Here is a 23,671-nt window from a genome sequence, read left to right as displayed (position 1 = left end):
GGAATCTGGTCAATGAGTTTCGTTGGAGTGGTGGTATTGATTCTCCTGGCGGTGCTGCTGTCCAGCAACCGCCGGGCAATCAAGTTGCAGACCGTAGTCGGGGCATTTGTATTGCAGGCAGGCCTGGGTGCCTTCGCCCTCTATGTGCCATGGGGCCAGGCAACGCTGGCGGCAATCAGCGAATCGGTAGCCCGCTTGCAAGACTATGGTAATGAAGGCATCAGCTTTGTCTTCGGCCCTCTGGCAGGTAGCAAAATGAGCGAAGTGTTTGGCAGCCAGGGCTTTGTTTTTGCGATCAAGGTGCTGCCGCTGATTGTGTTTTTCAGCAGCTTTATCGCCATCCTTTACTACCTGGGCATCATGAGTGTGGTGATCCGCGTGATTGGCGGCGGCTTGCAGCGGGTGCTGGGCACCAGCCGTACCGAGTCGATGTCAGCCACGGCGAATATTTTTGTCAGCCAGTCCGAAGCGCCCATTGTGGTGCGCCCGTTTCTGGACGGTATGACCCGCTCTGAACTGTTTGCGGTGATGGTCGGCGGCATGGCTTCGGTCGCAGGTTCGGTGCTGATCGGCTATGCCAGCCTGGGCGTGGAGCTTAAATACCTGATTGCTGCCAGTTTTATGGCTGCCCCCGGCGGTTTGCTGATGGCCAAGCTGATGGAGCCGCAAACCGCTGAACCGCGCGACAACTTCAGTGACATCGAGGTATACCCCGACGATAAACCGGCGAATGTCATCGACGCCGCCGCACTGGGAGTCAGTAACGGCCTGCAACTGGCCCTTAATGTGGGCGCGATGCTGCTGGCCTTTATTGCCCTGATAGCCATGCTCAACGGCATCCTGGGCTGGGTGGGCAACTGGTTCGGTTTTGCCCACCTGAGCCTGCAACTGATTCTTGGCCATGTGTTTGCGCCACTGGCTTTTGTCCTCGGCGTACCGTGGAGCGAGGCCATGACGGCAGGCAGTTTTATCGGCGAAAAACTGGTGCTCAACGAGTTCGTCGCCTATGTCGATTTCGCGGCCTATCTTGACCCGGTCCAAGCCGCTGCCAAAGGCATCCAGATACTGTCGGGGCCCACCCAGGTGATCGTCACCTTTGCCCTGTGCGGTTTTGCCAACCTGTCGTCGATTGGCATCCTGCTCGGCAGCCTGGGCGTCATGGCGCCCTCGCGACGTCAGGATATTGCCCGCCTGGGCCTGCGCGCAGTAATTGCCGGCACCCTGTCCAATCTGATGAGTGCTGCGTTGGCGGGGGTGTTTATTTCCCTGTGAAGCCCGCCCCCATAAACAAGCCTGCATCCCCCCTCACAGACCTTTATGCCTGGATAGACTGCCAATGAAACTGCTGCGTACCCTTTTACTGATCGTCGTCTGCACCCTGCTGCTGACCGCCTGCGCCAATCATGTCGAGCCTGAAGCTGGCCGGGTCTCGCTAATGACCTGGAACGTCGAAAACCTGTTCGACACCGAGCACGACAACGGCAAGGACGACTTCGCCTACCTGCCCCTGAGCGTCAAGCGCGCGCACCCGGAGTACCTGGCCAGCTGCGCAAAAATCCAGGTCCCGGCGTGGCGCAAGGAGTGTGAAGAAAACGACTGGACCCCGACTTTGCTCGATGAAAAACTCAAGCGCCTCAGCGCCGTGATCAAACAGATCAATCAAGGCCGCGGGCCGGATATCCTGATGCTCAACGAAGTTGAGAACATCAAGGTTGTCGAGCAACTCAATGCCCGCCTGAACACGTCCGGCTACCAGACCCGCGTACTGATCGAGGGCTGGGACGAGCGCGGTATCGACACCGCAGTACTCAGCCGTTTGCCTCAATGGGACACCGCCCGCCTGCATCCAGTGCCCTACCAGGCGCTGGGGAATGATGACCCGGCACGGGTGAGCAAAACCCGGGGCATTCTCGAAGTTCGCCTGTTGTTGCCTGATGGCCAGAAAGCGGCGATTTTCTCCCTGCACCTGCCCTCAGGCGGTGCTCCGGGCTACCTGCGCCAGCAGGCCGTCGCCTACCTGGCCCGGCTCAAGCGCGAACTACCGGACGATGTACTGCCCATTGTCGGCGGCGACTTCAATATCAATGCCGGCGAAGAACAGCAGCACGGCTATATCGCCAAAGACCTGGCCAGCACCTGGGCGGTGTCCCAGTTCATCGGCTGCGAGGGCTGCAAAGGCAGTTACTACTACCACAGCAAACGCGAGTGGTCGTTCTTCGACATGCTTCTGTTCCCGCCACAGATGACCGCTGCCAGCGGTTTCAATGGCTGGCAGGTTGATCCGCAGAGCATTCGCCTGGTGCACAGCAGCCCTTATCAGGTCAACCGCTGGGGCACCCCGGCACGCTTCGATGGCGCCCGTCATGCCCAGGGCGTATCGGATCACTGGCCGTTGTACGCCGAGATTTTCCGCACAGCGCCCCCTGGCAATTGACCTATGCTGTGTCGTCAGCCGCAGCCCTCTCCTGTCGTGATAAATCAGGTACTCGATGAGCAACCCGAAAGTAAAGATCCGCCGCAAAAACGTCGAAAAAATCCTTTTGGCCGCAGAGAAAGTCTTCGCCGAACAAGGCTATGCCGGGACCAAGATGGCCGATATTGCCAAGCAAGCCGCACTGCCGCGCTCCAACCTGCACTACTACTTTTCCACCAAGGACGAGCTGTACCGCGAAGTTCTGATCAACCTGCTGGACACCTGGGGGCTGGAAGGTGCCTGTTTCGAAAATTTCGACGACCCGCGGGTAGTGCTCACCAGCTACATCATGGAAAAGATGAACCATTCACGCACCCGTCCCCACGGCTCCAAACTGTGGGCCAACGAAATCATGCGTGGTGCACCGATGTTCCAGGACATGCTCGATGAGCATATGGCCAAGGGTGCCAAACTCATGGAGCAGAAAATACGCCAGTGGGTGGACGAAAAACGCATCAACCCGGTGGAGCCTTCAGCGTTGTTGTACATGATCTGGGCCTCGACCCAGCACTATGCCGACTTCGACTATCAGGTCTGCGCACTCAACGGCCATCAGCCGCTGTCCGACCAGCAATACCATCAGGCGGTACAGACCATCACCTCGGTAATATTGCGCGGGGTGGGGCTGAGCCTGTAGAAACTCGGTTGACGATCAGGCCCTCCTGTGGGAGCGAGCCTGCTCGGTTTTGCTGGTCAGCGTTGCATGCCCCAGCGTTTGACCGTGACCCGCTCCAGGGTATCGAACACCAGGTTCTCCACCAGCAGGCCGATCAGAATCACCACCGCCAGCCCGGCGAACACCTTGTCGGTGTACAGCTCGTTGCGGTTCTGGAAGATATACCAGCCCAGGCCTCCCTTGCCGCTGGTGGCACCAAACACCAGCTCGGCGGCGATCAGCGTGCGCCAGGCAAAGGCCCAGCCGATTTTCAGACCGGCAAGGATCGAAGGCAGCGCCGCCGGAATAAGAATAAACAGCACAAAGCGAATTCCCTTCAGCCCGTAATTGCGCCCGGCCATGCGCAGGGTCTCCGACACCCCGAGAAACCCGGCATAGGTGTTCAGGGCCAGGGCCCAGAGCACCGAATGCACCAGCACGAAAATCAGGCTGTTCTGCCCCAGGCCGAACCACAGCAGCGCCAGCGGCAACAGGGCAATCGCCGGCAGCGGGTTGAACATCGAAGTCAGGGTACTCAGCAGATCACGGCCCAATTGGGTGGAAACCGCCAGCGTGGTCAGGGCAAACGCCAGCACGATGCCGATCAGATAGCCCTTGAGCAGTACCACCAGGGAAATACCCACCTTGCTCAGCAACTCGCCGCTGATCAGGCCGTCATACAGCGCACTGGCTGTTTGCAAAAACGTCGGCAGCAGCAGGTCGTTGTCCTGATAGCGCGCCACCAGTTGCCAAAGCACAGCCAGCACGATCAGGATCAGACTTTTACGTAACCAGCCCTGCTGCCACAGACGCTGGCTCAACGGCAATTGGCGCTCCAGCGGCACACTTAGCAGCGGTTCCAGGACCACTTCATATTCCTGGCGTACAGATGATGATTGATTCATCGGACAATCCTCCACAGCTCAATAAGCGATACGGATATCGGCGAAATTCAGCGGTTGTTCGTCGGTGCCGGCGTGCGCTTCATCAAACAGCAGCCGATGGATGCGCTGTGCCGTGTGCTGAAATTGCGCACCGCCAAGGCTGTGCAGGTTGTACTGATGGCTGTTGATCTCGGCCCGCACCCGCCCCGGATGCGGCGACAGCAGCAGGATACGGTTGCCGACCACCAGCGCCTCTTCGATCGAGTGGGTGACAAACAGCAAGGTAAAGCGCACCTCCTCCCAGAGCAGCAGCAATTCTTCCTGCATCTTGCGTCGGGTCAGGGCGTCGAGAGCTGCAAAGGGTTCGTCCATCAACAGGATTTTCGGCTGCATGGCCAGGGCACGGGCAATCGCCACCCGGGCCTTCATGCCACCGGACAAGGTGTGCGGGTAAGCATCGGCAAATGCCGCCAGACCGACCTTGTCCAGATAATGCAGAGCCCGCTCCTCGGCCTCGCGCCGAGGCAAGGTTTTCGACGCCAGCAACGGGAACATCACGTTTTGCTTGAGCGTTTTCCAGGGTGGCAACTGGTCGAACTCCTGGAACACCACCATGCGGTCTGGCCCCGGGGCGGTGACGGGTTGGCCCTGCAGGCGGATCTGCCCTTCACAGGGGGCATGAAAACCGGCCACAGCCTTGAGCAAGGTCGACTTGCCGCATCCCGAAGGTCCAAGCAGGATGAAACGGTCGGCCGGATCGATTTCAAAGCTGACCTGATGAGTCGCCCGCACCACACGCTGCGGCGTGCGGTATTCAAGACTGACCTGGTCGACCGACAACAGGGCTGGCCCTGTTGCATTCAAGTGGCTGGCCGTGTGGCCTTGCACCGAGGCATTCATTATTGTCAGCTCCCCTGCAACGGTTTTGCGTCCTGGAAGAAGTAATCCTTCCAGGAGTCAGGTTTATTTTTGATCGCACCCACGCGGTACAAGAACTCGGCCAGCGGATAGGTATTTTTCGGCGTTACGCTGAACTCGTACTGCGGGTTGTCGATGATTTTAAGCAACTCGGCGCGGTCGATATTGGCCTTGGTCACGCGGATATAAGTGTCAGCGGCCGCGCCCTTGTCGTTCTGGGCAAACTCGGCGGCTTCAGCCAGGGCCTCGATAAAGGCCTTGTAGGTTTTCGGGTTGTCGCTACGGAACTTCTCGGTGGCAAACAGCACCGTTGGGGAATTGGGACCGAGCAAGTCGTAGGTGTTGAGCACCACATGCACATTTGGATTTTTCAGCGCCTGATCCTGGAACGGCGGGTTGGAAAAATGCCCGCTCAGCTCCGTACCACCGGCGATCAGCGCAGCGGTGGCATCCGGATGCGGGACGGCGATGGTGTACTTGTCCAGCCGGTTGAAGTCCTTGTCGCCCCACTGTTTGGCAGCGGCGTATTGCAGGAAGCGCGACTGCACTGAAACGCCCACGGCCGGTACCGCGATACGGTCTTTTTCGGTGAAGTCGGCGATGGTTTTGACCTGCGGGTTATTGCTCAGCAGGTAGTACGGGAAGTTGCCCAGCGAGGCCACGGCCTTGACGTTCTGCCTGCCATGAGTACGGTCCCAGATGGTCAACAGCGGGCCAACTCCGGCCCCGGCAATATCGATGGAGCCGGACAACAAGGCATCATTGACTGCCGCGCCACCTGACAACTGAGTCCAGTCGACCTTGATATCGATGCCCTCCTCCTTACCGTGCTTCTCGATCAGGTTTTGATCGCGCACCACGTTGAGCAACAGGTAAACAATGCCGAACTGCTCGGCGATACGGATTTCGCCTTCGGCATGGGCGACCTTCGGTGCCACAAGGCTGCCGGCAAGCAGACTAAGGCCCAGACTTGCGGCCACGGTTTTGATGGATGCGGGCATGGCAATGCTCCTTGAAATGAGTCAATCAGAAAGGCGCGTTGCCCTGGATGGTGGTGCGATACAGCTTGCGGCGCAGATGGCTTGGGCATCCGGCGGCGAGATGGATCAGCGAACGGTTGTCCCAGAACACCAGGTCATGGGGCTGCCACTGATGGCGATAGATGTTCTGCTCCTGCACGCTATGGGCGTAAAGCTCGGCCAGTAACTGCCTGCTCTCGTCCTCGGGCAGGCCGACAATGCGAGTGGTAAAGCCTTCACTGACAAACAGCGCCTTGCGGCCGTTTTCCGGATGGGTACGCACCACTGGATGCACCACCTCGTTCACCTGTGCCAGTTGCTCCGGGGTCAGGGTCGGACGCCAGTTACCCTCGAATTTGCTTTCGCTGTAGCGCGCCGTATAGGAATGTGCAGCCGAACGCCCTTCAACCGCCTTGCGCAAGGCCTGAGGCAGGCCATCCCAGGCCTTGTGCATATCGGCGAACAGAGTGTCGCCGCCCTCGGCAGGCAGCTCCTGGGCATGCAGCATCGAGCCCAGGCTTGGCAGCTCTTTATAGGACAGGTCCGAATGCCAGAACTTGCCTGCATCGCCCAGACCAATGGACTGGCCGTTTTCGATGATGTTGGAGACGATAAGGATTTCCGGGTGACCGGTCAGCAGAAATTGCTTGAGCACATGGATCTGCAAGATGCCGAAGCGACGGCTGAAGTCGATCTGTTGCTGCGGGGTAATGCGCTGATCACGAAACACCACCACGTGATGCTGCAGATGAGCACGATGGATACGCGCAAAGTCCTGGTCATTGACCGGCAAAGCCAGATCCAGACCCATGATTTCGGCACCCACGGCGCCGCTGAAAGGACGGATTTCAAAGGCTTGAGGCACGATGCTCGCGGCAATCGCAGAGGCAGACGGTACAGACATAAATCACTCCCACGCAGGGCACGCCCAATGGCGCGCAGATCGATCAGAAACTCACGGTGGCCCCGTGCTGGTTCATTTCGTGCGGCGCGTCGATTGGTCGACCTGTACGCAGGGGTATGACTTTATAGATATAAGAAATTAAATTTAAATACTTTTATTGCATAAGCATATGAGCGCTTGCCCGGCTTTTTTCCGCCGCGCTATTAAAGAGCCAGCGCAACCTGCCGATGTCCTGTAGGACAACGAGTCTAAAGGACGCATCGACATGGTTGGCAGCATCAATCCCCTGGCATCGAGCCTGAATATTCAGAGCACCCCCGCCGCCACGGCCAGCAAGGCCACGGACAGCACAGCCGTGAGTGATGCCGGCGCGACGGCCACCGAGCAGGTCAAGCCACGGGCGGCCCGAGACGCTAATGCGGCGCCTGCGGCTGACAGTGATGACGACAGTTCGGACACGGTCAAGCAGCTGAAAAAACAGATCGCGCAGCTGCAAAAGCAGCTTCAGCAGCAGATGCAGGCCCTGCAAAGCATCCAGGCCAGCGACCAGAACGAAGCCAGTAAAGCCGCCGCCGTGGCCGGAGCCCAGGCCCAGGTGACTGCGACAGCAGCAGCGCTGCAGGCGGCGACGGCAGCCTTGCTGCAAGCATTGACGGCCCAGGGCAGTGGCAGTTCGGGGTCGATGGTCAGCACATCGGCCTGACAATCCCCCGTAGCTGCTGCCGAAGGGGTACGAACCAGCAGTGAAAAATATACCCTTTTACCTTTCCTGCACCTGTTGGACCTGGGCCTGTCCATGATCTACAACGGGGTGAAGCCCGATGAAGACAAACTTGAAGACAAGCCCTCACAACACTCCTTCTGAATTCTGGCGGTCACCCATATAGCGCCGCAGGCATCATGCACGCCATCAAAACCTTTAATGGATCCACTATCAGCAACCACCTTTGCATTTTGTGTTCGGTAATCGCCACAAACCCTATTAAAACCCGATATTACTCCAGAGCAAAATTGACTTGAAAGATCCCTATACCGCCTAATGGATCCATAAGAGCAATAACACCTGATCTGGAGATTGGTCATGTACCCAAAAAACACCTGGTACGTCGCATGCACCCCCGATGAAATCACCGACAAGCCTTTAGGCCGGCAGATTTGCGGCGAGAAAATGGTTTTTTATCGCGGCCATGAAAACAAGGTCGCCGCTGTCGAGAACTTTTGTCCGCACCGCGGCGCCCCTCTGTCATTGGGCTATGTCGAAAACGGCAACCTGGTGTGCGGCTATCACGGCCTGGTCATGGGCTGCGACGGCAAAACCGTCGAGATGCCCGGGCAACGGGTACGCGGTTTCCCGTGCAACAAAACCTATGCCGCGGTCGAACGCTACGGCTTTATCTGGGTATGGCCCGGTGATCAGGATCAAGCCGATCCTGCATTGATCCACCACCTGGAGTGGGCGGTGAGCGATGAATGGGCCTATGGCGGCGGCTTGTTTCATATCGGCTGCGACTATCGCCTGATGATCGACAACCTGATGGACCTGACCCACGAAACCTACGTACACGCCTCCAGCATTGGCCAGAAGGAAATCGACGAAGTCGCACCGAACACCACGGTTGAAGGCAACGAAGTCGTCACGGCGCGGCACATGGAAAACATCATGGCTCCGCCGTTCTGGCGCATGGCATTGCGCGGCAATAATCTGGCCGACGATGTGCCGGTAGACCGCTGGCAGATATGCCGCTTCTCGCCACCCAGCCACGTCCTGATCGAAGTCGGGGTCGCTCACGCGGGCAAAGGCGGCTATCACGCTGCCCCCGAGTTCAAGGCATCGAGCATCGTGGTCGACTTCATCACCCCGGAAACAGACACCTCGATCTGGTACTTCTGGGGGATGGCACGCAACTTCAACCCGCAGGATCATGCGCTTACCGCGACCATCCGCGAGGGCCAGGGCAAAATCTTCAGCGAAGACCTGGAGATGCTCGAACAACAGCAACAAAACCTGCTGGACCACCCGCAACGCGCACTGCTCAAGCTCAATATCGACTCGGGTGGCGTGCAGTCACGCCGCGTCCTGGACCGCATCATCGCCAGCGAACGCACGCCCGAATCACAATTGATCGCCACTGCGCAGTAATTTCCGCACGGGGGCGAGCACACTTGGGCCAGCCCCCTCAATGGCAACGCTTTGAGGAAGCAGCATGATTGATGTGGTGGTGGTATCTCGCAACAACGAAGCGCAGGGCATTTGCAGCTATGAATTGGCCAGCACCGATGGCAGCGCCCTGCCCGCTTTCAGTGCAGGCTCGCACATTGATGTGCACCTGCCCGGCGGACTGATTCGCCAATACTCCCTGTGTAACCATCCTGACGAACAGCATCGCTACCTGATCGGCGTGCTCAAGGATCCAGCCTCACGGGGCGGCTCGCAAAGCCTGCATGAACAGATCAATAGTGGCGATTGCCTGCGCATCAGTGAACCGCGCAACCTGTTTCCGCTGGACCACGAAGCCCGGCGCAGTTTGCTGTTTGCAGGGGGCATAGGGATCACCCCGATTTTGTGCATGGCGGAGCGTCTGGCCCACAACGGCGCAGATTTCGAACTGCATTACTGCGCACGGTCCGGCGAGCGAGCGGCCTTTGTCGAACGTCTGCGCAACTCGTCTTTTGCTGACCGGGTGCTCATGCACTTCGACGAGCAGCCAGAGACCGCCATGAATGCAGCCCAGGTACTGGCCAACCCGCAGCCCGACACCCATTTGTACGTGTGCGGCCCCGGTGGTTTCATGCAACATGTTCTCGACAGTGCGCGCGCCCAGGATTGGCAGGAGCACGCCCTGCACCGGGAGTACTTCGCCGCCGCCCCGGTTGACAGCAGCAACGATGGCAGCTTTTCGGTCAAGGTGGGCAGCACCGGTCAGGTCTTCGATATACCGGCGGACAAAACCGTGGTCCAGGTCCTGGAAAGTCATGGCATCGATATACCCATGTCGTGCGAGCAAGGGGTGTGCGGCACGTGCCTGACCCGCGTGCTGGAAGGCGTTCCGGATCATCGCGACATGTACCTTACCGAAGATGAGCAAGCCTGCAACGATCAGTTCACTCCGTGCTGTTCGCGCTCGAAATCGCCTCTGCTGGTGCTGGATATCTAAGCTTCAATCGGAGCGGTGGATCACTTTCATCCGCTCATTGGCGGTGGCCGAACCGAAGATTTCGGCATAACGCAACGTCGCGTTGGCGTGCTCGCGCATGATGGCTTCGGCGCGAGCGCCCTGACGACTGACCAGCGCATCGAACACCGAATGATGCTGCATATGGGCATAGTTGAAGCGACGGTATTCACGGACCATGTCTTTGCGATCAACCGCCAGCGCCGTCACTGATGCAAACGGCAAATGATCATTGCGTGCCAGGGCATCGGCTATGGCCGGGTTGTGACTGCCCTCAACGATAACCTGATGAAAACGCATATTGAGGTCGTGATAGATCTCAAGATCGTCCTCGGTGACGAAGCCTTTATCGAACAGCTCATCCCCCTGCAGCAGGCACAACTCCAGGGCGGCCCGCGCATCTCCCGACAGCCCGCGCTCAGCCGTCAAACGTGCCGCCAGGCCTTCAAGCACCCCGCGTACCTCCACCGCACCGGCGATATCATTGGCACTGACCGAACGCACCTGAAAACCGCGCCCGCCGAAACGCACCAGCAAGCCTTCCTGCTCAAGCGTGCGAAAGGCCATGCGTACCGGCATGCGGGAGACGCCGAACAACTCGGCAGTGGGAATTTCCATGAGGCGTTCGCCAGCGGCAAGCTCGCCTGAGGCAATCATCTTGCGCAGTGCAATCAGCACCAATTGACCGGGTTTGCTCATCCAGGCAGCATCCAGAAAACATGAGCGGCCATAGTAACGCATGATCAGCTATAGAGATTGAGCGGCGCACAAATCGGCCCTGGCGAGCACGCCATCGCAGGCAAGCCCGCTCCCACAGGCAGTGCGCCGCTCTCAAAACCTACTGCCTGGCACACCTCATTGTGGGAGCGGGCTTGCTCGCGAGGGCATCGACGCAATTCGGCAGACATTCCGAGCTGCCTGCATCGCAGCCCCCCCCTACATCGACAACGGATAACTCACGATCACACGGGTCTGGTCGAAGTCGCTGTTGAAGCTGCGACGGTTGGTGGCGTTGTTGACGCGCAAGCTGAGGTTCTTCAGCGTGCCGCTCTGGACTGTATAGCCAACCTCGGTATCACGCTCCCACTCCTTGCCGTTAGCCCCCTGTTTGGTGGTGGCGTTGTCGCCATGACCATAGCGAACCATCGCCAGCAACCCGGGCACCCCGAGCGCGGCAAAGTTGTAGTCGTAACGCGCTTGCCAGGAGCGCTCGTCGGCATTGCTGAAGTTGCCGTTGAACATGTCGTTGCCCAGCGTGCGCCCGCTACTGCCGTACACCGACATCCAGCCGCTATCCCCGCTGACCCTCTGCAACCCCAGGTACAACGTGTGTCCGCCCGTAGCCGCCGAGAACAATCCGTACGCTGTGCGACTGCTGACCCGACCGATACGCTCGCTGCCATCGTCCTTATCAATGAAGTAACCCAGATTGGCGCCCAGCATCCAGTCACCCACCGGCTGTTTGTGCAGCAGATTGAAATAGCTCTGCTGATAAATATCCGCCAACTGCGAATGCCACGCCCCCACCTGGGTACGCTGTTCATTGAAACGGTACTCAGCCCCCGCGTAGTTGAATCGGTCCGAGGTCACACCCGGCGCAGCCCACGCCGCGAGATCCTGCATGTCCGAAGAATTGCGCAAACTCACGGCCCGGTATTGCCCTGCCTGCAGCCCCAGGCCTTCAATCTCCCTGGACACCAGCATGGCGCCACGGAAGGTCTGCGGCAGCAGTCGCCCATCGTCGTAACGCAACACCGGAACATCCGGCAGCAGTTCACCAACCTTCATTTCCGTTTGCGAAAAACGCGCCTTGGCCGCCAGCCCTGCCCGGCCAAAGTTATCGGCCGCGCGACCATCGCTGTTCACCGGCAGCAGTTCTGAACCGCTGGCCACGCGACTGCTGTCGAGCTTGATCCCAAGCATGGCAATCCCTTCCAGGCCAAAACCCACAGGCCCTGGGGTGTAACCGGAGCTGAATTTCAGGATAAAGCCCTGCGCCCATTCATCCACCTTGCTTTTGCCTGCGCTGTGGTCACGAAAATCTCGATTGAAGTAGTAGTTGCGCAACATCAAATCTGCTTTCGCACCGTCAAAAAAACCTTCACCCTCGGCCATTGCCGAGGCACAAACAGACAACGACAGCAAACCTGTAAGCATCTTCATTATTATTGTTCTCCGAATTTTGGGCGCAGCCGCTCCCCGCAGCGGACACAGCCCGCCCAGACAGATAGATAGACATGGGAATGCGCCCGGCCAGGCCGGGCTTTGATCAGAAGGTTGAATCAGGCCTGCGCCAGCGCCGGTTGGGCCTGCGAAGTAGACGGCTTGAGCAGCAGCAAGCAACCGGCCGCGATCACGAAGACGATTGCAAACACGCCATACAGGTGCAGGGGCTGCCAGCCGGCATCCAGCAGAAAACCGGCCACAATGGGCGACAGGATAGCGCCGATACGACCAATGCCGATCCCCCAGCCCACGCCCGTCGCTCGTACGGATGCGTCATACACTACTGGCGACAATGCATAGAGCCCGGCAACGCAGCCGTTGGAAAACAGCCCGATCAGCAACCCAAGCCCCAACGCGGCCATGACCGAAGACCCCGAGCCGACAAACAGCACCAGCAAGCCCGCGGTAATCAGCATGAACAGCGACAGTACCCGGGTCAGCGGCCAGCGCGATGACAAGCCGCCGATCAGCGCCGCGCCAAAGATCCCCCCAACGCTCAACAGCACGCCACCGGTAATGCCCTGTTGCGCCGAAAGCCCGGCCGAGACCAGCAGTTTTGGCGTCCAGCTCATCACAAAGTAAAAGCCGAACATTACCAGGAAGAACAACAGCCAGATCAGCAGCGTAGTGCGGCGCAAGGCAGGCGCCAGAAGTTTGCTCAGGCCGGTACTGTGACCCGCCGGATTCACCACTGCAGCAGGCATCTGGCTCAAGACTGGCTGCCCCAGGCGCCGGGCCAGGCTATTGATACGCTGCAAGGCCGTGGCCGGGCGGCGCGCAAGCAAAAAGTCCAGCGACTCGGGCAGCCACAACAGCACCAGCGGGATCACCGCAAAGGTCACAACCCCGCCGAAAACAAACACCGAACGCCAGCCCCAATGGGTCAACAACCAGACTGCCAGCAACCCCCCCAGCGTTGCGCCCAGGGCATAGCCGGTGGATTGCAGACTCACTGCCAGGCCACGCCAGCGCTTGCTGGCATACTCGCTGGCAATCACGTTGCTGCTGGCCAGAATCCCGCCAATCCCCAGCCCCGTAAGCCCGCGCAGAAACGCCAACTGCACCGGTGTCTGGCTCAATGCCGAAAGCAGCATGCCCGTGCCGCTGACCGCCAGGCACAACAGGATCAATGGGCGTCGACCAATGCGATCCGCCCAGGGGGCGAGAAACAGTGAACCCGCCGCCATGCCAAACAACCCGGCACTGAGCAACATGCCGATCTGCGCTCCACTCAGGCCCCACTCGGCCGACACCGAAGCCGCCGTGAACGCCATCACCAGCACATCAAAGCCATCGATCATGTTCAAAACAATGCAGATCCCGATGGCGAGCCATTGAAATCGCACCATCGGACCGTTATCAACGCGAGCTTTCAGATTGATATCCATCATTGCACCTGCCTGTCGCAAGCAACCCGGGCAAGGCAAGCGCAAAACACGGCAGTACGCGCAGACATAAAGCGGACAGAACTGTGACAGTTCTGTGCTCTGGATAAGCCTTTCATGACGAGACCCTTTTTTGTAATTTTTATGGGCGACGGTCAGGAAGAAATCCAGCCAACGCCAGGGCGCTAGTCAACCCGTTAATGGATCCACAGGCAATATGAGGGTTTGTCAGAATCTCAATAATTCGGCCCATCAGATACAGAAACCAACACATATAAATTGTTTTTATCTTTTGAATTCAATGTGTTAGCGCATCAGGACCAGCTAAACTTTAGGGTGCGATTATCGACCAATCTCGTGGCCAGAGATCTTCTCTGGCCAGAAACCCATTATTACTCACTCTAAAAACCGCTTATTGGATCCACTGAGGCCATGCGTTCCGGGTATCACTCGACAAACGCCAGCCTCGCCATTGCGCCACGGATGGAGGCAATGCGGTAGTCGGCTTCTGGCAATACATAGGCAAAAAAGAACTGCGCAGTCTGTAGTTTACTGGCCCGTACCGGGTCGCTGTCGGGCAGCAAACGGGACACACGCGCCCCTCGTACCCAGGCAAACCCCAGCAGGGCCACCCCGCACAACCGCAGAAAGTCCCCGGCAACCCGATAGGGATACTCGACGTCCTCGCCAGCGCGCTCACGAACTGCAGCCACCACCGCTTCAAGCTTGTCGCACAGTCGCTCCAGCTCAGCGGCAAAACCGGCACACTCCGAGGCGTCCAGGGCCAGCGCGGACTCCTGGCGCATCACCGCCAGCAACGCGGCAAACGCCCGACCGTCATCGCCCAGCACTTTGCGCAACAGCAAGTCATTGGCCTGGATCTCGTTGCTGCCCTCATAAATCATCGCAATACGGCTGTCGCGCAGGGTTTGCTCGATAGCGAATTCGCTGACATAGCCGTAGCCGCCGAACACCTGCAAAGCGTTGCTGGCCTGGCGAAACCCCTGATCCGTGAAAAACGCCTTGATCACTGGCGTCAGCATTTCTGCCAGCTGCAGGGCGTGCTGACGGTCAGCCTGGCTCCCTTGGTGCTCTGCCTCATCGAGCAGATGCGCCACCCAATAGCCCACGGCCCGCATGCCCTCGGTACAGGCGCGCAACTCCAGCAAGGTACGACGCATGGCCGGGTGAAAATGGATCGGGTCGGCGGCGTCAGCACTGATCCCGGCAGGCCGAACCGGCGCACGCATCTGCTTGCGCTCCAGGGCATAGTCGCGAGCGTTCTGCCACGCCGCTTCGGCGTGCCCCAACCCCTGCAGCCCCACATGCAGCCGCGCCGAGTTCATCATCACGAACATCGCCGCCAAGCCTCGGTTGGCCTCACCAATCAGCCAGCCTTGTGCCTGCTCGAACACCAGCGAACAGGTCGCGCTGCCCTTGATCCCCATCTTGTGTTCGATACCGTCGCAACGCACGCTGTTGACCTGATGGTGGTCCAGCAGCTTGGGCACCAGAAACAGCGAAATGCCCCGACTGCCAGCAGGCGCACCGGGCAATCGTGCCAGCACCAGATGCAGGATATTTGCGCTCAGGTCATGATCGCCACCAGAGATAAACAGCTTGCTGCCGCTTACCCGATAACTGCCGTCGTCTTGCGGTTCGGCACGACAGCGCAGCAGGCCGACGTCGCTGCCTGCCTGCGGTTCGGTCAGGCACATGGTGGGCAAGACTTCACCGCTGACAATCTGCGGCAAATAACGCGCCTTGATCCACTGCGGGGCATGGGCCTTGAGGCACAGATAGGCACCGTGGGCGATGCCGGTGTACATGGCCCAGCCATGGTTGCTGGCATAGAGCATCTCCTGCAGCGCCGCGTCGAGTAGCTGTGGCAAGCCCTGACCGCCGTAGGCCTCATCGCAGGCCAGGGCTGACCACCCGCCTTCGGTGTAGGCAACATACGCCTCGACAAAGCCAGCTGGCGTTGTCACCCGGCCCGCTTCGAAGCTGCACCCCTGGCGGTCGCCACTGCTGTTGATCGGCGCAAGCACCTGGGAGCTGAACCGCCCGGCTTCTTCAAGCACCTGGCGGGCCAGCGCCAGATCGAGATCCTGGAATCGCTCTGTTTGTGCCCAGGCCTGCGGGGCCTCGAGCCAGTGTTCAATGACAAATTGCATGTCGCGCAGCGGTGCCTGGTATTGCCACATGGGAAAACCTCAAATCTTGGAAAAATGCGGATTCTCGATCAGTACCGCCATGCCCTGCCCACCCCCGACACACGCAGCGGCAATGCCATAACGCAGATTCTGCTCGCGCAGCTGCCGCGCCAGGGTCAGCACCAGGCGCAGGCCGGTGGCAGCCAGGGGATGCCCCAGAGCAATGGAGCCGCCACGGCAGTTGAGTTTTTGCCGGTCCAGTTCCAGTGCCTGTGCCACTGCCAGAATCTGTGCGCCCTGCGCCTCGTTGATTTCAAACAGATCAATCGCGTCCAGCGCCAAACCGCTGCGCTTGAGCAGCAACTGGATCGCAGGTACCGGGCCGATACCCATCCGTTGTGGCGCAACACCGACCACCGCCGTCGCCAGCAAATTTGCCAGGCCCGGCTGCCCCGCCGATGCACGGGCGACCAGCGCGGCAGCGGCGCCATCCACCACTGCGCAACTGTTACCCGCCGTTTGCACACCATCAGGGTGAATGGCTCCCAGCCTGGCAAGGGCCACGGCGTCGGTGGCACGCGGATGACTGTCGAGGCTGACAGATTCACATCGACGCGGCAGGCTGATACCACGCTGCTGACAGCCCTCCAGCTCAAACACTTCATTGCGCAGGGTGACGATTTCATCCCCCAGCCAGCCGCTGGCCTGGGCGCGAAGTGCCTGCTGGTGACTATTGAGGGCATAGCCGTCCACTGCCTCACGGCTCAGGCCATAATCCTTGGCCAGGTTTTCCGCCGTGGCGATCATGTCCACGCCGGGAGCCGGGTCGTACAGCGCTTCCCAGAGAAAATCCTTGAACTCGACCGGCGCCCCCAGGCGGAATCCACCACGATGGGTGTAGGCGGCAATCGGGTTGCGGGACATGGACTCGGTGCCCACACACAGCGCCAGTTCCATGCCGTCATGCAACTGCCCGGCAGCCTGGCGCAACAGTTCAAACCCTGTGGCGCAAATACGCTGCACCGCCAGGGCAGGCACCTGTTGTGCCACACCGCTGTAGAGGCCGATATGACGCGGCAACATGTACGCATCAAAACTGGCCTGAGCCATTGAACCCGCCAGTACCGAGTCCACTGCCTGCCCGCCCAGCCCGGCACGGGCCAGCACTTCACGGGCGACCTTGATTCCCATATCGATCGGTGAAACCTGGGCCAATGCCCCACCCAGGTCGACCCATGGTGTACGAACCGCCTCAAGAATGGCGACATCGGTGAATGCCGAGTACTGCCCTCCAGGGCTCACGACGGCTTGCCTGCACGCAGGATCGAAGGCGCCTGCCCGCGATAAAGTGCTTCCACATGCGCCGCTCGCCATTGCAGCACTGCACGCTGATTGATCGAACCCTTGTCGGTGATTTCACCGCGATCGATCGACGCGGCCTCATCCTGCAGCGCGATCCATTCCAGGCGACTGGCATTGCCACTGGCCTGGAGATTGAGCCGCTGCAGCCAGTCAGCAAACCACTGGCGTACCGGTTCACTGGCCAACACCTGCGCATCGCTGGCGTCCGCAGGCAAGCCCGACAACTGTCGGCACTCGTACAGACGGGCAAATACCAACGCACCAAGACACTCGCGATCCGGCGCTGCGATCACCAGATCCTGAACATAGGGCGAACCCTCGAGCACGGCCCGGTTTCGCAGCGGCCCCACGCTGACAAATACTCCCGAGGACAATTTGAAGTCCTCGGCCAGTCGTCCATCGAACATCAACCCCCATTGCGGGTTGCAAGGATCGGCCAGCTTGATGGCATCACCTGAGCGGTAAAAGCCTTCATCGTCAAACGCCTCGGCACTCTGCTCGGGGGCGCGCCAGTAACCGGGCATGATGTGCGGGCCGCGAAAGCGCCCCTCCAGCTTGCCGTCCACCGGCACCAGCCGGACCTCACAGCCCGGCGCCGGCAGACCGATATAACCGGCCATCGACAACGGCCCGGTGGTGAAGGTGCATGAAGGCGAAGCCTCGGTCATGCCCAGCCCGGCCATCATGCGGATGCGCTCGCCACAGTGTTGCTCGGCAACCCGGTCGAGCCGGTCCCAGATACTTTGCGAAAGGCCCGCTGCGGCGAAAAAGAACAGTTTGATGCGGGCAAAAAATCGTGCCCGCAAGTCGCTGTCAGTTTCCAGCGCAGTGACCAGCTCTTCCCAGCCCTTAGGCACGGTGAGGTAGGCAGTCGGCGAGATTTCCTTGAGATTGCGCAGGGTTTCGGCAAAGCCCTGAGCCGTTGGTTTACCGCCATCCAGGTACAGCGTACCGCCGTTGTACAGAACGATACCGAGGTTATGACTGCCGCCAAACGTATGGTTCCAGGGCAGCCAGTCCACCAGCACCGGGGGCTCTTCGGCAAATACCGGAAAGGTCTGCAACAGCATTTGCTGATTGGCACAGAGCATGCGTTGGGTGGTAATCACCGCTTTGGGCAGTTTGGTAGAGCCTGAAGTGAAGAGGAATTTGGCGATGGTGTCCGGGCCTGACGCCATGAACGCAGCCTGGGCCTCGGCGCCGCCCGCCTGCTCCAGCAAGCTGGCAAAGCTCACCTGGGGCCGCCCAGCCATCTCGCCACGTACCGCTACCAATGGCGTCCCTGCGGGCAATACTGCGTGCACGGCACGTTGATAGACCGCCGCATCACTGACAAAGATCAGGCCTGGCTGCAACAGGTCGCAGACATGGCGCAACTTGGCAAAATCCTGGGACAGCAACGAATAGGCAGGTGAAACCGGGCAGTAAGGAATACCGGCGTACATCGCCCCCAACGCCATCTGCAAATGCTCAATATCGTTGCCTGACAGGATTGCCAGCGGACGCTCTGCCCCCAGACCATACACCAGCAGGCTTTGCGCAATGGCGCGAACGTCTTCCAGCATTTGGGCATAGCTGATGCGACGCCACTCGCCATCACTGTCCCGTGCAGCGATAAAGGTGTGCTCGGGCCGGACCTGCGCCCAGTGCACCAGGCGATCAAGCAAGCGTTCGGGCATCGGCTCCAGGGTTTCCAGGGAGCGCATGTGCAAGATGCCGCCGACCTCAAGCACTTCGACCGCCGGGTGACCGATAGCCACCTCGCGATAACGTGCCGGGGACGTAGGGGACTTGGCCGGGGATTTGAATTCGAAACTCACGTCATGCTCCTCCAACAAGGCATGCGCGGCCCGTCCGACACTTAAGCGGCATGGCGCAGGCATGACTCCTTATTATTGTTATGCCTTGTGCAGACAATCAGATCGGGTAGTGGCGCGGCCCGTTCTGCAAGGTGATCCAGCGCAACTGGGTGAATTGCTCGATCGACGCCTTGCCGCCAAAACTGCCGTAACCGCTGGACTTGACCCCACCAAAGGGCATTTGCGCTTCATCGTGGACCGTAGGGCCGTTGATATGGCAAATGCCCGATTCGACCCGCTGGGCCAGTGCCAGGGCACGCCCGGTGTCCCGACTGAAAATCGCCGCCGACAAACCGAACTCCGAATCGTTGGCCAGACTCAGCAAGGCCTCATCGCCGTCCCCGCGCAGTAGCACGGCAACCGAGCCAAAAGACTCTTCGCGGTACAGGCGCATACTCGGGGTCACACCATCGAGCAACGTTGGTTGCATGATGCTGCCATCGACCTGACCACCCACCACCAGCCGCGCGCCTTTACCGACCGCATCGTCGATCAGCGCCTTGATCCGCACACCGGCGCTGGCGTCCACCAGCGATCCGAGTACCGAGTCGTCCGCCTGGGGATGACCGGCGCGCAAGGTGGCAACCTTGGCTGCCAGCTTGTCGATAAAGGCATCCGCCACCTTGCTGTCCACGATCAGCCTCTCGGTGGACATGCAGATCTGGCCCTGATTGAAGTAAGCGCCAAAGGCTGCGGCGTCGACTGCGGCGTCAAGGTCAGCGTCATCCAGTACCAGAAACGGCGCCTTGCCCCCCAGCTCAAGAAGGGCCGGCTTGAGGTGACGGGCTGCCAGCTCGGCAACAATGCGCCCCACGTGGGTTGAGCCGGTAAAATTGACCCGGCGCACCGCCGGATTGGCGATCAGTCGCTCTACAATCGCCGGCGCATCTACCGGAGCATTGCTGATCACGTTGACCACGCCATCGCCCAGTCCCGCATCCTGCAATACCTGGCCAATCAGCCGGTGAACGGCCGGACTCAGCTCGGAAGCCTTGAGCACCACGGTGTTGCCGCACGCCAGCGGCATGGCCAGAGCACGGGTTGCCAGAATCACCGGGGCATTCCAGGGCGCGATGCCCAGGATGACGCCACAGGGTTGGCGCAAGGCCATCGCAAAACTGCCGGGCACATCGGAGGGGATTACTTCGCCGTTGATCTGGGTGGTCATGGAGGCGGCTTCACGAAGCATGCCGGCCGCCAGCTTGACGTTGAACCCGTACCAGTTGGCCATAGCCCCGGTTTCACCCGCTGCCTCGATAAACTCGCTCGCCCGTGCCTGCATCAACTCGGCAGCAGCGAGCAACCGGGTACGCCGTTCATTGGGCGCCAACGCGGCCCACACGGGAAAAGCAGCCTGAGCCGCGGCAACTGCGGCATCGGCATCTTCCAGGGTGGCGGCGGCCACGCGTGACACCACCTCACCCGTCACCGGGTTGCAGCGTTCGAACGTTCGACCATCACGGGCCGGGCACGACTTTCCGCCAATGAGCAGGGGCACGTCCAACATGGTGATTCCTCTTTATTGTCGTTATCGGGAATTCATTTACAGGGTGCGCCCGGCGCACCCTGAACAGCGAGATTAGCGCTTGTAGGCTTGCAGGCCTGGCTTGATGCTCTTGTCATCGAGGAACTGCTTCATGCCCTGCTCACGCCCGCCTTCGGTATCCAGCAGTCGCGACTGGTCGAGCTTGGCGTACAGATAATCTTCGTTCTGCTCCCAGGTCAGTTCGCGGCAACGCTTGAAGCCATGCTTGGCCGCACGCAGTACAACCGGGTTTTTCTCCAGCAGATTGCGCGCCAGCTCAATGGTGACTTCACGCAACTGCGCCAGCGGTACGCTCTCATTGACCAGGCCCATCTCGGCGGCTTTACGCCCGTCGAAGGTCTTGCCGGTCATGATGTAGTACAGCGACTGGCGATGGCCTACGGTGTCTGCCATAGCCTTGCTGACCAGGTTGCCCGGTGGAATGCCCCAGTTGATTTCCGACAGGCCGAACGTTGCCTCGTCAGCGCAGATGGCCAGGTCGCACGCCACCAGAGGGCTGAAACCACCACCAAAGCACCAGCCATTGACCATGGCAATCGTTGGCTTGGCGTACATGCGCAGCAACTTCCATTGCCACTGCGACGCTTCACGGCGGATTTTCTCCTGAAGAATCTCGGGGCCGGCGTCCACTTCGCGAAAGTACTCCTTCAAGTCCATGCCCGCCGTCCAGGCATCGCCCGCGCCGGTCAACACCAAAACACCCGCATGCGGGTCCTGCTCGAGGGTTTCCAGCACGTCGATCATTTCACGGTTCAGGGTCGGGCTCATGGCATTGCGTTTTTCCGGACGATTGAGTATCACCCAGGCGATGCTGTCTTCGATTTCGACTTTGACGGTTTTCCAGCGGCCTTCGTATTGGCTCATAGCGATTGCTCTCTTGTTGTTCGCTTGAAGATGAGTGAAAACTAACCGGCATAATTAGTTATGTCAATTAACCATTAATTAAATTAACCAAATTTTTTTGCGGCAAACGCTCGTAAAATAACGCAGCGATGGCTATCAACCAGCAACCGCGGCAAACTAGATACGTTTATTAACTTCATTCGAGCAAGGACCCCTCTATTTATGGCCAAGCCAGCCACCCCTGTCGTCGCCCAAGAGGCCATGCCTGAAAGCCCGGACGTACAGGCTCCTCTGGACACCGCGCTGGACGAACTGATCGGCTATGCCATGCGCCGCGCCCAGCTCAAGCTTTTCCAGAACCTGATCAGCCGGCTGTCGACCCACGACCTGCGTCCGGCGCAGTTTTCGGCAATGGCGATCATTGACCAGCATCCCGGGCTGATGCAGGCGGACCTGGCCCGGGCGCTGGCGATTGAGCCCCCGCAAGTGGTGCCATTGTTGAACAAGCTGGAGAGTCGGGCGTTGGCGGTACGGGTTCGTTGCAAACCCGACAAGCGCTCCTACGGCATATTCCTGAGCAAGACCGGCGAAGCCCTGCTCAAAGAGCTCAAGGCTATTGCTGCGCAAAGCGACATCGACGCGACCTCGGCGCTGGATAGCGCCGAGCGTGAAGAACTGCTGCGCCTGCTGAAAAAGGTGTATCAGGAATAGCCCAGCGCTGTAGCTACCAAATCCGCAACATGCGCAGTGCCTGATCAATAGTGAAAGCTGATTTCACGACTTCTGCGCAGCCGAACGCAGCCTCGCACGGCTCGTCAGCTGCTACGTATTTCACAACTCATGCCACTGCGTAGCAGTTGACGAGTAGAACGAGGCTACGTTCGAGCGTGAAGCGGTCGCAAAACCGCAACACGCGCAGGGCCTCGCACGGCTCTCCAGCAACTAGACAATTGGCCCTACCAAATCGGCAAGGTATAGATGGCCAGGAAGCGGGTCTGGTTTTCGTCGCGAAAGGCCGCACCTGCCGGGAAGTCATTGCGGTAAATAGACTTCCTCGCCAAAAGGCCCAGGTTTTTCAGCGGCCCGCTCTGAATCACGTACCCCAGCTCCATCTGAAACTCGCGCTCCTTGCGATCATCCGCATTCAAGGACGCCAGTTCGATATTGTCACCGCGCACATAACGCAACCGCCCTTTCAATCCCACTACCCCCACCGCCGTGAAGTCGTAGTCGTAAATAGCCTGCCAGGTGCGCTCCTTGGCATTGAGAAAATCCGAACTCATGGTCATTTCGCTCATGCCCATCAACTCTGTACCCGAGATGTAAGGCGTCGCCGTATCACCGCTGGAATGCATGTAGCCCACACTTAAACGATGCCCTCCCAGCCGATAACCCAACAGCGCCGATGCGTTGATGTTGTCGACCTTGCCTGCTTTGGCGCTGCCCGCCTCATCACTGAAAAAACTGCGCAGGGCGGTGGTCAGCACGCCATCACCCAGGGGCAGATCGTGCAGCAATGCCAGGGTGCTTTGCTTGTACAAATCCGCCACCTCGACATGGTAGGCGCGCACGCTCAGGTTCTTGTTGACCTGATAATCACCACCGCCGTAAGCCAGGTGCGAGGTTTCAGCCGAGCCCTTGAATCGGCCATTGGGCGACGCGATAGTCATGGCCTGGTAGTTGGTGGAGTCACGTTTGTTGATCGCGTCGATATATCCGGTGTTGAAGGTCAGGCCGTCAATTTCTTTGGAGCTGACGGTGGTCCCGCGAAAGGTCTGGGGCAAAAGCCGCGACGGGCTGGCAAAGGCAAACGGCAGAAAAATCGACACATCACCGGTCCTGAGCGTGGTCTGGCTATAACGCAGCTTGCCGGTGAAGGCCAGTCGCGAGTACTCATCCGCAGCCTGTTTGTCGCTATTGACCGGCAGCAGTTCGGTGCCGCTGCGGTCAGGCGAAGAGTCCAGCTTCACCCCCAGCAGACCACGCACATCCAGCCCGAAACCGACCGTGCCCTCGGTAAAGCCCGACTCCATGTTGGCAATGAAGCCCTGGGCCCATTCCCGCGCTGCGGTCTTGGCGCCATCGTCCTTGTAATCACGGTCCATGTAGTAGTTGCGCAAGGTCAGGGTGGCGTGACTGTCTTCGATAAATCCCTGGGCCCAAACAGGGGTACTGAGCAGGCACAGGGCAGTGCACGAAAGCGGGAACAAGCGCAGGGCGCCTTGGTTGAGCGTATGCATATTGAATGTCCATTTATTGTTGTTTTTGACA

General features: G+C 59.5%; 20 protein-coding genes. 7 read left to right on the top strand and 13 right to left on the bottom strand.

Features of this window, described 5'->3' with window-relative positions; genetic code table 11:
• The first annotated feature begins 12 nt into the window (after positions 1-12).
• From ACP7BE_RS03470 to ACP7BE_RS03460, 3 genes are all read left to right on the top strand, one after another.
• A complete protein-coding gene (locus ACP7BE_RS03470; RefSeq protein ID WP_150629218.1) occupies positions 13-1,272 on the top strand; it encodes a NupC/NupG family nucleoside CNT transporter in 1,260 nt (419 codons plus the stop codon).
• Between the two features lie 64 nt (positions 1,273-1,336).
• Positions 1,337-2,434: an endonuclease/exonuclease/phosphatase family protein gene (locus ACP7BE_RS03465; RefSeq protein WP_426104740.1), complete on the top strand. Its 1,098-nt coding sequence runs from the start codon at positions 1,337-1,339 to the stop codon at positions 2,432-2,434.
• Between the two features lie 55 nt (positions 2,435-2,489).
• The gene (locus ACP7BE_RS03460; RefSeq protein WP_315263281.1) at positions 2,490-3,110 is read left to right on the top strand and encodes a TetR/AcrR family transcriptional regulator; all 621 of its coding nucleotides are present in this window, start codon (positions 2,490-2,492) and stop codon (positions 3,108-3,110) included.
• A 56-nt stretch (positions 3,111-3,166) separates the two neighbouring features.
• Here ACP7BE_RS03460 and ACP7BE_RS03455 read toward each other — a convergent pair whose 3' ends face one another.
• Genes ACP7BE_RS03455 through ACP7BE_RS03440 form a run of 4 tightly spaced genes read right to left on the bottom strand, consistent with a single transcriptional unit; the run spans position 3,167 to position 6,853 of the window.
• Entirely contained in the window at positions 3,167-4,033 is an 867-nt protein-coding gene (locus tag ACP7BE_RS03455) for an ABC transporter permease (protein ID WP_095000363.1), read from the bottom strand.
• Between the two features lie 18 nt (positions 4,034-4,051).
• Complete coding sequence (locus ACP7BE_RS03450; RefSeq protein ID WP_095000364.1) at positions 4,052-4,912, bottom strand: ABC transporter ATP-binding protein; 861 nt, start codon at positions 4,910-4,912, stop codon at positions 4,052-4,054.
• 5 nt (positions 4,913-4,917) lie between these two features.
• Positions 4,918-5,931: an ABC transporter substrate-binding protein gene (locus ACP7BE_RS03445; protein WP_426104737.1), complete on the bottom strand. Its 1,014-nt coding sequence runs from the start codon at positions 5,929-5,931 to the stop codon at positions 4,918-4,920.
• 25 nt (positions 5,932-5,956) lie between these two features.
• Positions 5,957-6,853, bottom strand: a complete 897-nt coding sequence (locus ACP7BE_RS03440) for a TauD/TfdA dioxygenase family protein (protein WP_095000366.1) — start codon at positions 6,851-6,853, stop codon at positions 5,957-5,959.
• Positions 6,854-7,118: 265 nt separating this feature from the next.
• Here ACP7BE_RS03440 and ACP7BE_RS03435 point away from each other — a divergent pair, with 265 nt between their 5' ends.
• From ACP7BE_RS03435 to ACP7BE_RS03425, 3 genes are all read left to right on the top strand, one after another.
• Entirely contained in the window at positions 7,119-7,556 is a 438-nt protein-coding gene (locus tag ACP7BE_RS03435) for a hypothetical protein (protein WP_095000367.1), read from the top strand.
• A gap of 378 nt (positions 7,557-7,934) precedes the next feature.
• Complete coding sequence (locus ACP7BE_RS03430) at positions 7,935-8,993, top strand: aromatic ring-hydroxylating oxygenase subunit alpha (RefSeq protein ID WP_150629359.1); 1,059 nt, start codon at positions 7,935-7,937, stop codon at positions 8,991-8,993.
• Positions 8,994-9,057: 64 nt separating this feature from the next.
• A complete protein-coding gene (locus tag ACP7BE_RS03425; RefSeq protein WP_426104734.1) occupies positions 9,058-10,008 on the top strand; it encodes a PDR/VanB family oxidoreductase in 951 nt (316 codons plus the stop codon).
• 3 nt (positions 10,009-10,011) lie between these two features.
• On the opposite strand, the gene ACP7BE_RS03420 is transcribed toward ACP7BE_RS03425, so the two are convergent.
• From ACP7BE_RS03420 to ACP7BE_RS03385, 8 genes are all read right to left on the bottom strand, one after another.
• Positions 10,012-10,725, bottom strand: a complete 714-nt coding sequence (locus ACP7BE_RS03420; protein WP_095000370.1) for a GntR family transcriptional regulator — start codon at positions 10,723-10,725, stop codon at positions 10,012-10,014.
• A gap of 237 nt (positions 10,726-10,962) precedes the next feature.
• Complete coding sequence (locus tag ACP7BE_RS03415; RefSeq protein WP_426104731.1) at positions 10,963-12,189, bottom strand: OprD family porin; 1,227 nt, start codon at positions 12,187-12,189, stop codon at positions 10,963-10,965.
• A gap of 119 nt (positions 12,190-12,308) precedes the next feature.
• On the bottom strand, positions 12,309-13,640 hold the full coding sequence (locus ACP7BE_RS03410; RefSeq protein WP_095000637.1) for an MFS transporter: 1,332 nt from the start codon (positions 13,638-13,640) through the stop codon (positions 12,309-12,311).
• A gap of 443 nt (positions 13,641-14,083) precedes the next feature.
• On the bottom strand, positions 14,084-15,841 hold the full coding sequence (locus ACP7BE_RS03405; RefSeq protein ID WP_095000372.1) for an acyl-CoA dehydrogenase: 1,758 nt from the start codon (positions 15,839-15,841) through the stop codon (positions 14,084-14,086).
• Positions 15,842-15,850: 9 nt separating this feature from the next.
• Entirely contained in the window at positions 15,851-17,092 is a 1,242-nt protein-coding gene (locus ACP7BE_RS03400; RefSeq protein ID WP_095000373.1) for a thiolase family protein, read from the bottom strand.
• Complete coding sequence (locus ACP7BE_RS03395; RefSeq protein WP_095000374.1) at positions 17,089-18,972, bottom strand: feruloyl-CoA synthase; 1,884 nt, start codon at positions 18,970-18,972, stop codon at positions 17,089-17,091. Before ACP7BE_RS03395 ends, ACP7BE_RS03400 begins: the two co-directional genes overlap by 4 nt.
• Positions 18,973-19,069: 97 nt before the next feature.
• Complete coding sequence (locus tag ACP7BE_RS03390) at positions 19,070-20,518, bottom strand: aldehyde dehydrogenase (RefSeq protein ID WP_426104728.1); 1,449 nt, start codon at positions 20,516-20,518, stop codon at positions 19,070-19,072.
• Between the two features lie 72 nt (positions 20,519-20,590).
• Positions 20,591-21,421: a p-hydroxycinnamoyl CoA hydratase/lyase gene (locus ACP7BE_RS03385; RefSeq protein WP_426104726.1), complete on the bottom strand. Its 831-nt coding sequence runs from the start codon at positions 21,419-21,421 to the stop codon at positions 20,591-20,593.
• A 201-nt stretch (positions 21,422-21,622) separates the two neighbouring features.
• Between ACP7BE_RS03385 and ACP7BE_RS03380 the strand changes: the two genes are divergently transcribed.
• Positions 21,623-22,111 (top strand): MarR family winged helix-turn-helix transcriptional regulator, encoded by a 489-nt coding sequence (locus ACP7BE_RS03380; RefSeq protein ID WP_095000376.1) that lies wholly within the window; start codon positions 21,623-21,625, stop codon positions 22,109-22,111.
• 245 nt (positions 22,112-22,356) lie between these two features.
• Here ACP7BE_RS03380 and ACP7BE_RS03375 read toward each other — a convergent pair whose 3' ends face one another.
• Positions 22,357-23,640, bottom strand: a complete 1,284-nt coding sequence (locus ACP7BE_RS03375) for an OprD family porin (protein ID WP_426104723.1) — start codon at positions 23,638-23,640, stop codon at positions 22,357-22,359.
• Positions 23,641-23,671 lie beyond the last annotated feature (31 nt).

The organism is Pseudomonas sp. TWR1-1-3 (genome assembly GCF_049896805.1).
Taxonomy (GTDB): Bacteria; Pseudomonadota; Gammaproteobacteria; order Pseudomonadales; family Pseudomonadaceae; genus Aquipseudomonas; species Aquipseudomonas bubulae.
This window is presented reverse-complemented; position numbering and strand designations above follow the sequence as displayed.

Bases quoted from the DNA above. Each gene is read 5' to 3' on its own strand.
- ACP7BE_RS03435 (WP_095000367.1), top strand. From the start codon at position 7,119: ATGGTTGGCAGCATCAATCCCCTGGCATCGAGCCTGAATATTCAGAGC.
- ACP7BE_RS03380 (WP_095000376.1), top strand. From the start codon at position 21,623: ATGGCCAAGCCAGCCACCCCTGTCGTCGCCCAAGAGGCCATGCCTGAA.
- ACP7BE_RS03385 (WP_426104726.1), bottom strand. From the start codon at position 21,421: ATGAGCCAATACGAAGGCCGCTGGAAAACCGTCAAAGTCGAAATCGAA.
- ACP7BE_RS03445 (WP_426104737.1), bottom strand. From the start codon at position 5,931: ATGCCCGCATCCATCAAAACCGTGGCCGCAAGTCTGGGCCTTAGTCTG.
- ACP7BE_RS03410 (WP_095000637.1), bottom strand. From the start codon at position 13,640: ATGGATATCAATCTGAAAGCTCGCGTTGATAACGGTCCGATGGTGCGA.
- ACP7BE_RS03465 (WP_426104740.1), top strand. From the start codon at position 1,337: ATGAAACTGCTGCGTACCCTTTTACTGATCGTCGTCTGCACCCTGCTG.
- ACP7BE_RS03470 (WP_150629218.1), top strand. From the start codon at position 13: ATGAGTTTCGTTGGAGTGGTGGTATTGATTCTCCTGGCGGTGCTGCTG.
- ACP7BE_RS03415 (WP_426104731.1), bottom strand. From the start codon at position 12,189: ATGAAGATGCTTACAGGTTTGCTGTCGTTGTCTGTTTGTGCCTCGGCA.
- ACP7BE_RS03375 (WP_426104723.1), bottom strand. From the start codon at position 23,640: ATGCATACGCTCAACCAAGGCGCCCTGCGCTTGTTCCCGCTTTCGTGC.
- ACP7BE_RS03420 (WP_095000370.1), bottom strand. From the start codon at position 10,725: ATGAGCAAACCCGGTCAATTGGTGCTGATTGCACTGCGCAAGATGATT.
- ACP7BE_RS03450 (WP_095000364.1), bottom strand. From the start codon at position 4,912: ATGAATGCCTCGGTGCAAGGCCACACGGCCAGCCACTTGAATGCAACA.
- ACP7BE_RS03405 (WP_095000372.1), bottom strand. From the start codon at position 15,841: ATGTGGCAATACCAGGCACCGCTGCGCGACATGCAATTTGTCATTGAA.
- ACP7BE_RS03425 (WP_426104734.1), top strand. From the start codon at position 9,058: ATGATTGATGTGGTGGTGGTATCTCGCAACAACGAAGCGCAGGGCATT.
- ACP7BE_RS03460 (WP_315263281.1), top strand. From the start codon at position 2,490: ATGAGCAACCCGAAAGTAAAGATCCGCCGCAAAAACGTCGAAAAAATC.
- ACP7BE_RS03390 (WP_426104728.1), bottom strand. From the start codon at position 20,518: ATGTTGGACGTGCCCCTGCTCATTGGCGGAAAGTCGTGCCCGGCCCGT.
- ACP7BE_RS03440 (WP_095000366.1), bottom strand. From the start codon at position 6,853: ATGTCTGTACCGTCTGCCTCTGCGATTGCCGCGAGCATCGTGCCTCAA.
- ACP7BE_RS03455 (WP_095000363.1), bottom strand. From the start codon at position 4,033: ATGAATCAATCATCATCTGTACGCCAGGAATATGAAGTGGTCCTGGAA.
- ACP7BE_RS03430 (WP_150629359.1), top strand. From the start codon at position 7,935: ATGTACCCAAAAAACACCTGGTACGTCGCATGCACCCCCGATGAAATC.